10 protein-coding genes are annotated in these 13,576 nt (G+C 65.4%); 3 read left to right on the forward strand and 7 right to left on the reverse strand.

Annotation, left to right across the window (positions count from 1 at the left end; translation table 11 throughout):
* Nucleotides 1-18: 18 nt before the first annotated feature.
* On the forward strand, nt 19-1,533 hold the full coding sequence (locus MAB_RS19000) for an alkaline phosphatase D family protein (RefSeq protein ID WP_005111991.1): 1,515 nt from the start codon (nt 19-21) through the stop codon (nt 1,531-1,533).
* Here MAB_RS19000 and glmM read toward each other — a convergent pair.
* From glmM to MAB_RS19035, 7 genes are all read right to left on the reverse strand, one after another.
* A complete protein-coding gene (gene glmM / locus MAB_RS19005) occupies nt 1,530-2,846 on the reverse strand; it encodes a phosphoglucosamine mutase (RefSeq protein ID WP_005111993.1) in 1,317 nt (438 codons plus the stop codon). The genes MAB_RS19000 and glmM overlap by 4 nt on opposite strands.
* Nucleotides 2,847-2,939: 93 nt before the next feature.
* Nucleotides 2,940-3,389 (reverse strand): 30S ribosomal protein S9, encoded by a 450-nt coding sequence (rpsI, locus tag MAB_RS19010; RefSeq protein WP_425476061.1) that lies wholly within the window; start codon nt 3,387-3,389, stop codon nt 2,940-2,942.
* Nucleotides 3,390-3,463: 74 nt separating this feature from the next.
* Nucleotides 3,464-3,907, reverse strand: a complete 444-nt coding sequence (gene rplM, locus MAB_RS19015) for a 50S ribosomal protein L13 (RefSeq protein ID WP_005056000.1) — start codon at nt 3,905-3,907, stop codon at nt 3,464-3,466.
* Between the two features lie 288 nt (nt 3,908-4,195).
* Nucleotides 4,196-4,486: a WXG100 family type VII secretion target gene (locus MAB_RS19020; protein ID WP_005055998.1), complete on the reverse strand. Its 291-nt coding sequence runs from the start codon at nt 4,484-4,486 to the stop codon at nt 4,196-4,198.
* 53 nt (nt 4,487-4,539) lie between these two features.
* Entirely contained in the window at nt 4,540-4,818 is a 279-nt protein-coding gene (locus MAB_RS19025) for a WXG100 family type VII secretion target (protein ID WP_005055995.1), read from the reverse strand.
* 142 nt (nt 4,819-4,960) lie between these two features.
* Nucleotides 4,961-6,334, reverse strand: a complete 1,374-nt coding sequence (locus tag MAB_RS19030) for a type VII secretion-associated protein (protein ID WP_005111994.1) — start codon at nt 6,332-6,334, stop codon at nt 4,961-4,963.
* Nucleotides 6,331-10,314, reverse strand: a complete 3,984-nt coding sequence (locus MAB_RS19035; protein ID WP_005055990.1) for a type VII secretion protein EccC — start codon at nt 10,312-10,314, stop codon at nt 6,331-6,333. Before MAB_RS19035 ends, MAB_RS19030 begins: the two co-directional genes overlap by 4 nt.
* A gap of 280 nt (nt 10,315-10,594) precedes the next feature.
* Between MAB_RS19035 and eccD the strand changes: the two genes are divergently transcribed.
* Complete coding sequence (gene eccD, locus MAB_RS19040; protein ID WP_005055988.1) at nt 10,595-12,130, forward strand: type VII secretion integral membrane protein EccD; 1,536 nt, start codon at nt 10,595-10,597, stop codon at nt 12,128-12,130.
* A complete protein-coding gene (gene mycP / locus MAB_RS19045; RefSeq protein WP_005111995.1) occupies nt 12,127-13,566 on the forward strand; it encodes a type VII secretion-associated serine protease mycosin in 1,440 nt (479 codons plus the stop codon). Before eccD ends, mycP begins: the two co-directional genes overlap by 4 nt.
* Nucleotides 13,567-13,576: the final 10 nt, after the last annotated feature.

The raw sequence follows: 13,576 nt of genomic DNA on the forward strand, positions 1-13,576 counted from the left end.
TGCCCTAAAGGTGGTGGGATGACAGCTTTTCCGCGCCGCACAGTGCTGCGGGCCGCTCTGCTCGGGCTCGCGGCGGTGCCGGTGGCCGCATGTGGGCCGGCGCTCGTGACAACGCGCCCGCGGTTGACCCACGGAGTCGCGAGCGGATTCCCGCGTACCGACGGCGCGGTGATCTGGGCCCGCTCGGATCGACCCGCCGCCCTGATCGTCGAAACCGCTGCCACCGAAAGTTTTTCGGACACAAGACGCTTCACCGGCCCGTTGCTTACTCCGGACGCGGACGGTACCGGCCGAATCCGCCTCACCGGCCTACCCGCGGATTCGGAGGTGCACTACCGGGTGACGCTCGACGCGGACGGGGCGCTCAGCGAGCCTGCCACCGGCGTCTTCCGAACCGCGCCGGCGACGGCCCGCGACGTCCGACTGATCTGGTCCGGCGACGTGGCGGGGCAGGGGTTCGGCATCAATCCCGACATCGGCGGAATGACGGTCTTCCGCACCATGGCCGAGCGAAATCCCCACTTCTTCATCCACAGTGGCGACACGGTGTACGCGGATGTCCCAATTCCCGAGACCCTGCCCCTGCCCGACGGACGGATCTGGCGCAACGAGATATCCGAGGCGAAAAGCGCTGTCGCGCAGACCCTTGACCAGTATCGCGGACAACACGCCTATAACCTCACCGATGCCAACTACCGGTACTTCAATGCCCACGTGCCTCAGCTTGTGCAGTGGGATGACCACGAGGTGATCAACAACTGGTACCCCGGCGAGGTGCTCGACAACGACAAGTACACCGAAAAGCGGGTCGACATACTCGCGCGGCACGGACATCGGGCATTCCATGAATGGCAACCGCTGGAAGCCCGCGAGGCCGTGGACGGACGTGTGTACCAAAGAGTCTCGTACGGCCCACTACTGGACGTGTTCCTGCTCGACATGCGGAGCTACAAGGATCCCAACTCCCCCAACCGTCAGCAACACGGCACCATCCTGGGTGCCCGCCAGGCCGGATGGCTCATCAACGAGATGGCCTCATCCACGGCCGTGTGGAAGGTCGTGGCCAATGACCTGCCCCTGGCACTGGTGGTCCCGGACGGAACAACGGACTTCGAGGCCGTCGCCAACGGCGACAACGACTTACCTCTCGGACGGGAAACCGAACTGGCACATATTCTCTCGCAGCTCAAGGCACGAAAGGTGCGCAACGTGGTATGGCTGACGGCCGACGTGCACTACACCGCGGCACACGAATACTCACCCGCCCGCGCCGCCTTCACCGACTTCGACCCGTTCTGGGAGTTCGTGTCGGGTCCGCTGAACGCGGGCGCCGGTAAAGAGTCGACTCTTGACGGAACCTTCGGTCCTCGTGCCGATTTCGTCCATGCGGCACCGCCCGGCAAGCAGTCACCACTGGACGGCTATCAACACTTCGGGCAGATCGACATCGACGGCGGCAGCGGCGACCTGACGGTCACACTGTGTGACGCGGCGGGCGCGGCCCTGTACACCCGCACCCTGGCGCGCATTTAGACCGCACCCACCACTTGGGCCACCCGCTCGGCGAGGCGCTGGGCGGTTGATTGCTCATCAGCTTCGACCATGACACGAACAAGCTGTTCGGTTCCGGAGGGCCGCAACAAGATTCGGCCATTACCGGCCAACTCTGACTCCACCGCGGCGACAGCGGCCAGCACCTCGGGCGCCTGCGCCACGGTGTGCTTGTTCGACACGGGCACATTGATGAGCGTCTGCGGCAGGCTGCGCATGGCAGAGGCCAGCTCGGCCAACGACTTGCCCGTCTGCGCCATGCGCGACATGAGACGCAGGCCAGTGACGATGCCGTCGCCGGTGGTGGCCAGGGAGGGCAGCACGATGTGACCGGATTGTTCGCCGCCCAGGGCGAATTGGCCCGCACGCAGCTCCTCCAGCACATACCGGTCGCCGACTCCGGTCACCTTCACGTCGATACCCGCTGCGCGCATGGCGATGTGCAAGCCCTGATTGCTCATCACCGTGGTGACCAGCGTGTTCGCGGTCAGCTCGCCGGCCTCGGCCATCGCCGCGGCCAGCACGACCATGATGGCGTCACCGTCGATGACGTTCCCGTCAGCGTCCACGGCCAGGCATCGATCCGCATCACCGTCGTGGGCGAGCCCCAGATGCGCACCGTGGGCGCGGACCGCCTCCTGCAGTGGACCGAGATGGGTTGACCCACAGCCGTCGTTGATGTTGAGCCCGTCGGGGTCGGCGTTGATATCGACCACGTGGGCGCCCGCCGCCCGGTAGGCCAGCGGTGCGGCATCGGAGGCCGCACCGTGTGCGCAATCGACCACGACGGTCACCCCGCTCAGCGGGTGAGTGCCGGCATTCTCGACATGATGCAGGTACCGATCGAGGGCGTCCACAGCGTCGCGCACCCGGCCGATTCCCCCGCCTGTCGGACGGATCGAAAGTGCCTCGAGCTGCGCCTCGATGGCCGCCTCGGCATCGTCATCGAGTTTGTGGCCGCCGACGCCAAAAATCTTGATCCCATTGTCCGGCATGGGGTTATGCGAGGCCGAGATCATGACACCGAAGGCCGCGCCGTATGCGCCCGTCAGATAGGCCACTGCCGGGGTGGGCAGCACACCGACCCGAAGCACGTCGACACCTTCGGCCGCGATACCCGCGACAACAGCGGCCTCGAGCATCTCGCCGCTGGCACGCGGATCGCGGCCCACCACGGCCACGGCGTGCGCGCGCCCGAGGGACCGGGCGGCGGCGGCGCCGAGGGCCATCGCGAGCTCTGCCGTCAGATCGGCATTCGCGACACCCCGTACGCCGTCAGTGCCAAACAAACCCATGCGCTTAACCTCTCACACCCAACTGGGCCCAATAACGCGATTGCGCCGACACACAGGTGTGTGCCGGCGCAATACGCGGACGAACAGTATCGATCAGCGCTTCGAGTACTGAGGCGCCTTACGGGCCTTCTTGAGACCGTACTTCTTACGCTCGATCGCACGCGGGTCGCGCGTCAGGAAGCCGGCCTTCTTCAGCACCGGACGGTCCTCGGGCTCCACGATGATGAGCGCACGGGCGATGGCCAGACGCAGCGCGCCGGCCTGGCCGGAGGGGCCACCACCGGTCAGGTGGGCGTAAATGTCCACGCTGTCCACGCGGTTCACCGAGACCAGCGGGGCCTTGATGAGCTGCTGGTGCACCTTGTTCGGGAAGTACTCCTCCAGGCTGCGGCCATCCAGGTGGAACTTGCCGGTGCCGGGCACGAGGCGGACGCGAACAACGGCTTCCTTGCGGCGGCCGACGGTCTGGATGGGCTTGTCGATGACGACGGGCCCGCGAGGAGCGGCCGCAGCGACAGTGTCGTCCGCGGATTCCTCGACCACGACCTCGGCGACCTCCTGGTCACCGTTGTCGGTGTTCGCAGCGTCTTCTGCGGGGGTCTGCTCTTCGATATCGGTCACTGAGCCACCTGCTTAATCTCGAACGGGATCGGCTGCTGCGCGGCGTGCGGGTGCTCTGCACCGGCGTACACCTTCAGCTTGCGCTCGATCTGACGGCCGAGCTTGTTCTTGGGCAGCATGCCCACGATCGCCTTCTCCACCGTGCGGGTGGGGAACTTCTCCAGCTGCTCACCGATGCTGCGCTTGCTCAGACCGCCCGGGAAACCCGAGTGACGGTAAGCGAACTTGTTGGTGAGCTTGTTGCCGCTGAGGGCGATCTTCTCTGCATTGATGATGATGACGAAATCGCCACCATCGACGTGCGGTGCGAAGGTCGGCTTGTGCTTGCCGCGCAGCAGATTTGCTGCCTGAACGGCAAGACGGCCGAGCACCACATCCGTGGCGTCGATGACGTACCAAGTCCTGGTGACGTCACCCGCCTTCGGGGTGTAGGTAGGCACAGTCTTTCCTTGTCTACTCGGGTGGATCCCCGGACGGTTTCAGCCGTTCGGGGCGCTGGTCGTGGTGCGCGGTGGAGGTTGATCTCGGCGACCAGTGGTGACCCGAGCCTCGTGTGCATGACGTACCGCACGCCAGCGGAGAAGCTTACCGGGCCACGTCACCGCAGGTCAAAACGCGGTCGAACGCAGCGACATCGTCACACCGTCAGCCACCCCAAAATAAACCGCGGGGCCTTGGTGGCTCTCCTCCACCAAGGCCCCGCAGGGTCTACAGATTGACCGGAAGGGTCAGTGGTGCCAGGCGCCGGCAGCGCTCTGGTCGGTGTGCTGTGCGTCCTGGTTGCCCTGGTCAACCTTGGCGTTGAGCTGGGTCAGGATCTGGTTCAGGTCCTCGGCGGACTGGTGCCAAGCCTTCTGGTACTCCTGGTACGCAGTGGCTTCCTGGCCTTCGGCCTGCTGCACCAGGGGCTGGATGTCGTGCTGCAGCTCCTCGAGGCCGGCCTGGAACTTGTTGATGATGCCCTTGACATCAGCAACCAGCGCGTCAATCTCGCCGTGGTTGTAAGTAATCTGGCTCATAGTTGGTCAATCCCCTTTGCTATGTGATGTCTTAGATGACTAGTACGAGACGCTTAGAAGGTCTGGCTCTCGTCCATCTCCTGGATGCGACGCTTGTTCGACTCCATGGTGTCGTGAATACCGATGAGCACCTTCTGGATGTCGCCCATCTCCTGGTCGAAGCGAGCCATCGCCTCGTCGAATGCGTGCCGCGCCTGCCCCTGCCAGGTGCTGGTGCCCACCGCTACGCGGTCCCGCAGCTGGGACTGCATCGCCGTGAACTCCTGGTACTTGCCGTCGATCTTCTTGGCAGTGGAATCGAGCAACGCCAGGTCATTCTGAAAAACAGCCACTTCAGTTCCTCCCTTGTCCCCAGGCCCGGCCAGTCACGGGTGTGACGTCCGGTTTCTGGCCGGTTTTGTCCTTACAACTAGATACGATGGCCCTACCGCCAGATCGGTTCCATCTTTTTTAAAGTTTTTTTCAGCAATCTTTCTAGCTACCCGACTTTACCGCATGCGCTGTGTGAATTGCTAGTTCACAAGCCTGACGAACATCTGCATAGCTATCTTTTTTGAACTGACAGCCAACTCCTATTCGCAGATCGCCGTCCAAAAGCACGGTCCAGGCGATGTCATGGCCCTCGCGCACCTCGGTGTAAGTAACCGCAGGCCGGTCCATCTTTCGGTCATCGGCCCGGAAATCGCTGAATGCTCCTTGAGGCTCCTTCTCCATGGCGGCGCGCAACGTCTCGGCCGTCGCCGCCAGCGTCTCTGCCGGCTTAACCCTCACCTGGGTCACGTGCACCACCGCCTCGGGATCCGCCGGCGAGATCACCTCAACCCGAGCCGACCCGGCTCCACCGGCAGGTATGCGCCGCACCGCCCATTCGGCGGGCACCATGAGTTGCACCCTTCCCTCCACCAGCAGCGAGGTCGCGATCGCTGGTGCCGGCTGCCTTGACCGGGTAGACGCCACGGTCAACACGACACCGGTGACGACGATCGCCGCCGCCAGGCCGATCGCGGCAGGAGGCCACCACCGAGGAAGCCGCGGTGTCGATCGGGCGGGCGCCCCCGGCGTCCATGCGGACACCGGCCTGGTTGCCACCGGCTCGACGACGCCTTGGTCGAGAAAGGCGGAGGTGCGGGCCGCCTGCCCCATCTCGCGAAACACCGAATCGACGGCGACCTGCGAAACCCCGGGCGTCAGACCGATCCGGTCGATCGCATCGACAATCGCCTCGCCCATATCTTTGTCGGCAGAGTCGACGAGAATCGCCGCCACTCCTGGACGTTCATCGCGGACTACCCGCTCAACAGCACACCCAACGGCGCGCGCCACGTCCGCCGCACTCCTGGTCTCCCAGGATCGATCCTCAAGGTGGCGAACCGTCGCAGCGGGTTCACCGTCGGACCCCGGCCCCACGACGGCGACGGCCACCTCTTTCGGCGATACCTCCACCACCACCAAGGAGCGACCGGACAAATCCGCGCGCACCCCGCGCTCGGCGAGTGCAAAGGCCCGCGACCGCACCGTCAACGTCGCAGCCATCATCCGCGCGGCGCTCGAGAGCAGGGTGCGCCGCGCCGGACCCCATGTGGTCGGATGAATCAGCACCAACGAGTCGAGACGAACCGGCGCATTCCGGTCGGTGAGCAGCGACTCGAACAACGCCGCCCACAGGGCGCGAGACGGGACCACCCGCCCCGGCAGCAGCGCCATGTCGTCATCGAGTGCGGCGACCGCAGACCGGACATCGGCGCGCCCGGCCTCCTGAATCCCCTCGTCGGTACGCGCCCGAACGGCGGTTTCGGTCACTTCGATCGCCACCCGCGCCCCTGTCTGCGGGTCGCGATCGAGAATCACTGTGGTTCACTCCAAGCGACCTGGATCAGTTGTTGACCACCCGAGCGCATGACCAGAGTTCCCCGGCCCGGCGGTTGCTCGCTCGGCCGAACCGTGCCGAGCAGCACGCCCTCGTCCTTATTGCCGCTCATCTGCAGACCGATGCAGGAGAGGTCCTTCATGCGCGCCATCATCGGCTCGAACATCGCCCGCGAGGCGCCGCTGGTACGCCGCGCGATAACGACGTGTAGGCCAATGTCCTTGGAGTGCGGCAGGTACTCGGCCAGCGGCAACAGCGGGTTCCCACTCGCCAGGGCCACCAGGTCGTAATCGTCGACCAAGATGTAGATCTCTGGGCCGGACCACCAGGACCTGTCGCGTAACTCCTGTTGTGTGACATCGGGTCCCGGCATCCGTGACTTGAGCAGTTCGATCAGCGCCGGCACCTCGTCAACCAGCGTGTTGCTCGACATCGCGTACTTGGCAAGGTGTTCGGTCTCGACTACACCGAGCAAGGTACGGCGATAGTCCACGATGAACAGCTGCGCCTGCTGCGGGGTGGTGGTGCGGACAATCTCGCGGCACATGGTGCGCAGGAGCGCGGTCTTGCCGCACTCGCTGTCGCCGAAAATCATCATGTGCGGCTGCTCGCCGAATTCCAGGAAAGTCGGAGCCAGCTCGGACTCGTTGATTCCCACGAGAATGCGCAAGTTCGGCTGATCGTTCTGCGGCGCCTGCGGAACCAGTGCGGCGTAATCGATCTTGTGCGGCAGCATGCGCACCTGGGGCGCCTCCACCGAGCTGCGCTGCCGCATGCTCGCGGCGGCCGCCGCGATGGCCTCACCCAGGTCCTGATTCGACGAGATGCTGTCCACACGCGGCAGTCCGATGAGCATGTGCCGCCGGTCGCGGGTGATACCGCGGCCGGGACGCCCATCCGGAACAAGCTGAGCCAGCTTGCGATCGAAGTCAGAGTCCAGCGGGTCACCGAGGCGAAGCTCGACGCGCGTGCCGATCTGGTCCTTCAGCGCAGGCCGGATCTCCGCCCAGCGTGACGCCGTGACCACGGTGTGCACGCCGAAACCGAGCCCCTGCGCCGCCAAGGCGGTGACCTGCGGCTCGAGGGCCTCGAATTCCTGACGGACGGTAGACCAGCCGTCGATGATGAAGAACACGTCGCCGAACGGATCGTTGGCAAGCTGGGGGTCGCCGGCACCCTTACGCCGCCGGTATTCGGCCATCGAGTCGATACCGTAGGCCCGGAAGGCATTTTCGCGAGACCGGACGATTGTGAGCATTTCGGCGAATGTGCGCCGGATCAGATCCGATTCCAATCGGCTGGCCACCGAGCCGACATGCGGTAGTTGAGCCAGGGAGGTGAGCGTGCCACCACCGAAGTCCAGGCAGTAGAACTGCACCTGCGCCGGACTGTGCGTCACCGCAAGCGAAGTCACCAAGGTGCGCACGGCCATCGACTTGCCCGACTGCGGCGCGCCCACGATGGCGACATTGCCCGCGGCAGCGGACAAATCGACGATGTACGGATCGCGTCGCTGCTCGTAGGGCCGGTCCACGATTCCGATCGGGACCGTCAAACTGCCGACCGCGTCGAAGCCGGCGCGGCCGTGACGAGGAATCAGATCACCGAGCGTGGGCGAATCGTCCAAAGGCGGCAACCACACCTCATGCGCCGGATTACCGTGCCCCTCAACACGATCGAGGATCGTGTCGATAACCGAGCGACCGGTGGCCTCGGACACTGCCGGCGAATCGTCCTCCACCACCTCGGCGGGTCGCATCTGTAGTGCCACCGGTGCCGCGGTGAACAGCCGCGGCGCCGCACCCCCGCCCCCGGACGAGACGGTGCGGCGTGCCGGCCCGTAAGGCACATACGGCCCGGACACGTACGAAGTCTGGAATCGTGTCAACTCCCCCGAGTCGTCCTTGAGGTAGCAAGACCCCGGGGTATTCGGCAGATGATAGGCATCCGGCACACCGATGGCAGCACGGGATTCGTTGGCGGAGAAGGTCTTCAAACAGAGTCGGTACGACAGGTGTGACTCGAGTCCACGCAGGCGCCCCTCGTCCAGACGCTGCGACGCCAGCAACAGGTGGACGTGCAGCGATCGGCCCAGACGGCCGATCGCCACGAACAGCTCCGCGAAATCCGGGTGCTGGCTCAGCAGTTCGGAAAACTCGTCGACGATGATGAAGAGTGCCGGCAGTGGAGAGAGGGACGCACCGGCGGCGCGGGCGCGCTCATACTCGGTGACATTCGCAAAATTGCCCGCGGCGCGCAGCAGCTCCTGACGCCGGTTCATCTCGCCGGCCAGCGCGTCCTTCATGCGGGACACCAGGTTTGCCTCTTCGGCGAGGTTGGTGATGATGGCCGCGACATGCTGCGCCCGATCCAGTCCGAGGAACGTCGCACCACCCTTGAAGTCCACGAGCACCAGGTTGAGCGCATCCGGCGAATGGGTAGCGATCATGCCGAGCGTCAAGGTGCGCAGGAATTCTGATTTACCCGAACCGGTCGCACCGATGCAGAGCCCGTGCGGGCCCATGCCGTTCTCTGCGGCTTCCTTGATATCCAGTTCCATCGGGGTGCCGTCCACCGCGATACCGATCGGCACCCGCAGCCTGTCGCGGCCAACCCGATTGCGCCACACCACCTCCGGGTTGAGCAACCCCGGGTCGCCGATTCCCACGATGTCGGACCAGCGCGTACTGACCTCGGTCTGGATCTGAACCTCATCACCGCTGCCGGTCAGAACTCGGTAGGGCGCCAGCCGCCGCGCACAGGCCATCGCCTCGGTGATGGTGAGGTGATCGGGATGCGCAAAGACCTCGGACCCGACATTGCCCTTGGCGCCGAGGCCACGTTCGGTCAACTCCAACTGCATACCGCGACGGGCGGCCAAGGGATCCACCCTGGTACCGATCTCGACGAGGGTCACCGAATCGATGCCGTGGTCCACGATGAGGCGTTCGGAACCGATCAGGGTGCCACTGTCGACGACGATGAGGATCTGCGGCCTATCGGGCGAGGGCTGCGCGGTGCGGGAGAACCGTTCACGCTCGGTGATCAGCGACGCCAGCGACTCCTCGACCTCGCCCAGCGAGTGGTAAACCAATCGGGATGTTCCGACCCCGTCGAAGGCGCTCGGATGCTGAGAGTGCGGAAGCCATTTGAGCCAGTCCCAGTGCGGTGCTGCATGCCGGTTGACCACCGCCGCGACCAGGAATTGGTCGGGCCCGTGGAACATCGCGAGCTGACAGATCATGGCACGCAGCATGCCTCGCGCAACTTCTGGGGATCCGTCGATGGTGACGGCGGCAAAACCCCTCAGGTTCAACGCGATCGGCAGCTCCGGAACCAGCGAGTGAGTGCGTACGAATCGCCGCAGCGCGACGGATGCGACAGGTTCCAACTCCTCGACGGGTCCGATCTCGGGCGCCACCAGCTGGGCGGCGAGTCGTTGATCACCGGTTCCGACGCGCACATGGCAGTAGTCACTATCGCCGGGGCGCCGCTCCCACATCCGCCGGCCACCAGCCAGCGTCCAGAGCGCGGACGGGTCCGGGTTGTTCCATAGCAGCGCCTTGCGCTGAGCAGCGCCGGTATCGGTGACATTCTTGCGGACCACTTCCAGATACCGCAGGTAATCCTTGCGGTCCTCGTTGATTTCGCTGGTCTTGGCGCCCTTACCCCCGCTATTGGACACCATGCTGACCATCGAGACCATCATCATGATCGGGAAGAGCATGAACATCGGGCTGCGCATCATGCCGCCGCCCGCGCCACCACCGAAACTGCCCGAGGTGACAAAGAAGGCGATCATGCCGACCATCGCCACCACCATGACCAGCGGCATGATCTTGGCGATGATGGGTGACGGCACCGGCCGCGGAATCTCCGGCGGCGGCTGCACATTGACCTCGCCACCCGGCACGCGCGGCACGGCAAGCCGGGGCCGCCGAATAAAGATTGTGGTGTTCACTCGGTGCTCACCCCTGGCCCTCCGCTTCCCCCGCGTCACGTCTCGTGGCTATCTGAAGCATTCACGCTACCGCCCAGCCCACGGCGGGCTACAGGATAGGGTCGTTATGTTCGCTGCCGCAACGAATTCGATCACAAGATCGCCACTACCGCTGGTCATACGGTTGACGGCCGCCCGGATGCGCCGAACCGCTGGCGGCGTTTAGTCGCGTTCGGCTAGTGTGCATGCGCAAAGATCAATGACGCAGGGGCCAGGCCGGGGGCCAGCTAGGGGGCACAGCATGACACATGCGCAGTCGGGCGCCGAGCAACGGTCGGCGGTTCTCGAACTGTGCCGCGTTTCCATTCAGGCTGAGCGAACCCAGGTAGACCTGGCGCTGCCGACGAGTGTTCCGCTGGCCCTCTTGGTGGGATCGATCGTCGACATCATCAACCAGCATGTCGGTGTCCCCGAGCTGACCAGCCCGGAGGATGCCGTGGAAACGCATTGGCGTTTGTCCCGGCCCGGCCAGCCACCCCTGCAGATGTCCAGCACCCTCGGCGAGCTGGAGGTTCGCGACGGCGATCTGCTGATTCTCACCCGGTCCGATGTCGCGGCGCCGGATCCGCTGTTCGACGATGTCTTTCTGGCGGTGTCGACCTTCCGTACCGTCTCGGCTCATCCGTGGAGCCGAAATGCCGCCCGCATCCTGGGTGCCTCGGTCTGCGGGCTCTCCGCATTATTGGGTGCCACCGCACTGCTGCGCGCCGGAGCCACCAATCCCGGTCTGCTCCTTCCCATCATCGCAGTGGCGATAGCGCTGGTCGCGATGACCGCGGCGGTGTTCGCGAACAGGGTCTATGACGATTCGCTCGCGTCGGTGATGCTCAGCCACTGCGCCGTGGGCTTTTCCGCCGTTGCGGGGGCGCTTTTCGTACCCGGCAAGTACGGCGCTCCCCACGCCATGTTGGCGCTCATGGTGGCGATGGTGGTGTCCATTCTCGCCATGCGGGCGACCGGCACCGGCACCACGTCACTGGTCGCGGTGGCCTCGGCATCGTTTCTGGGGTTCGCCGCGGCGCTGGGTTACGTGCTGTTCGAACCGCCGATTTACAGCCTCGGAGCCGTGCTCGGCTCCGTAGGGATCTGCGCGGTGGCCCTCTCACCGCGGGTCGCGATGGTCCTCGCCCGGCTGCCCCTGCCTCCGGTGCCCACCCAGGGTGCGCCATCTCGTCCCGAACATTCCACGGCACCAATCGAAGCCATCGAAGGTCTGGACGGACTTGATACCGAGGGTGACGACGTAGAGGACGCCACGGCACTGCCCCCGCTCCCCGACCTCCGCGAGAAAGCGCTACGGGCCCATGCCGTGCTGACCGGTTTGGTGTGCGGTACCTCGGCCGTCACCGCGGTGGGTGCCATGCTGGCGGCCCTGACCTTCTCCGGTGCGGGCGGACATCATCCCACCGGAGCCCATCGGTTGAGCGGCGTGGTGCTGGCCGGCCTAATCGCGCTGGCGATGATGCTCCGCGCACGTTCACATGCCGACCTGGCGCAGACCGTGGCCATCAACCTGGGCGGCATCGCCATTCCCGCGGCCGCATTCGCGTTCGTCGCGGTCGCGTACCCGACGGCCGCGGTGTTCACCACCGTGCTGGCGGCGATCGCGGCCGGATCGGCCATCGCGCTGGGCTTCCTGGTGTCGGCACGCAAGTACTCGCCCGTTGCCCGCCGCACGGTGGAGATCATCGAATACATCGCGCTGTCCCTGATTGTTCCGATCGCCGTCTGGGTGTGCGGTGTGTACAGCGCCGTGCGGGGATTGAACCTGCCATGAGCCTCGGCGTGGCCCGCCGTATCGCCACCGCTGGAGCCGTCGTGATGTTGGCGATGTCATCACAGCTGGCTACGGGCTCGATGCACGTAATGGCGACGGCACATGCCTTCGCACCGCTTCCGGTCGACCCGAGCATGCTTCCCGGCCCGCGTCCTCCCGCCCCGATCGAGCCCACCGAACAAAAGGAACTGTGCCGATTCCCTGGCATCGATCCCAAGCGCGACCTCAACAAGGTCCCCACACAGCAGCGCGGGCTCGACCTGCCGTTGGTCTGGCAGCTGTCGCGCGGCGCTGGTCAAACGGTCGCGGTGATCGACACCGGTGTCGCACGCAGCCCGCGACTGCCACCCCTCATCCCGGGCGGTGACTACGTTTTCGAGGGCGGCAACGGCACTCAGGACTGTGACGCGCACGGCACGATCGTCGCCGGAATCATCGCGGCCGCGCCAGATCCCACCGGGGCGAGCGCTTTCAGCGGTATCGCGCCGGACGTCAGTCTCATCACCATCCGTCAGTCCAGCGCGAAATTCGCCGTGAAGAACAAGGGCGGGAACGATCGCGACGATCCCTCCAAGATCAGCGGCGTCGGCAATGTGGACACCCTGGCGATGGCGGTGCGTACCGCCGCGGACATGGGCGCGACCGTCATCAACATCTCCGAGGTGGCCTGCGCGTCGGCCAAACAGTTCCTGGACGATCGGCCGCTGGGGGCCGCCCTGCAGTACGCCGTCGACGTCAAGAACGTCGTGGTGGTGGTGGCGGCAGGAAACGTTGGCGATGGACAGTGCAAGAGCCAGAATCCCCCGCCCGATCCGGCCCGGCCCAACACGCCGGATTGGGATTCCGTGCTGGAGACGGTCAGTCCGGCGTGGTATAACGACCTGGTCCTCACGGTCGGCTCGATCGGGCCGGACGGGCAACCGTCCAAGTTCAGTCTCGGCGGCCCCTGGGTCGACGTGTCCGCGCCCGGAGAAGACATCGTCTCGCTGGACCCCAACCGTGATGCGCTGACCAACGCCTACATGGGCGATCAGGGACCGGTCCCCATCCAGGGCACCAGCTTTTCCGCGCCGGTGGTCAGTGGCGTTGTCGCGCTGGTACGTTCACGTTTCCCTCAGCTGAGTGCGCGCGAGGTGATGGATCGCATCAAGAACACGGCGCATCGCCCGCCCGGCGGCTGGGACCCGTACCTCGGGTTCGGCGTGGTGGACGCACTCGCGGCGGTCAGCGACGATCTCGGCACCACCAGCGACCTTGCCCGTGCCAACGCGGCCAAGAAGCTCGTACTGCCACCCGCTCCCCCACCACCGGACCCACGGCCCCGACGCGTCGCACTCATCGGAATAGCGGTCTGCGCAGCATTTCTCGCCGCCGCGCTGGCGATGTTGGCACCGGTGCGCAGGCTCCGGCAAAGCCGCGAACATCCCGACGAGTAACCACGGCTGG

It is taken from the genome of Mycobacteroides abscessus ATCC 19977 (genome assembly GCF_000069185.1).
Taxonomy (GTDB): domain Bacteria; phylum Actinomycetota; class Actinomycetes; order Mycobacteriales; family Mycobacteriaceae; genus Mycobacterium; species Mycobacterium abscessus.

Coding starts and splice junctions, on each gene's coding strand:
- MAB_RS19020 (WP_005055998.1), bottom strand. CDS start 4,486: ATGAGCCAGATTACTTACAACCACGGCGAGATTGACGCGCTGGTTGCT.
- MAB_RS19000 (WP_005111991.1), top strand. CDS start 19: ATGACAGCTTTTCCGCGCCGCACAGTGCTGCGGGCCGCTCTGCTCGGG.
- mycP (WP_005111995.1), top strand. CDS start 12,127: ATGAGCCTCGGCGTGGCCCGCCGTATCGCCACCGCTGGAGCCGTCGTG.
- glmM (WP_005111993.1), bottom strand. CDS start 2,846: ATGGGTTTGTTTGGCACTGACGGCGTACGGGGTGTCGCGAATGCCGAT.
- eccD (WP_005055988.1), top strand. CDS start 10,595: ATGACACATGCGCAGTCGGGCGCCGAGCAACGGTCGGCGGTTCTCGAA.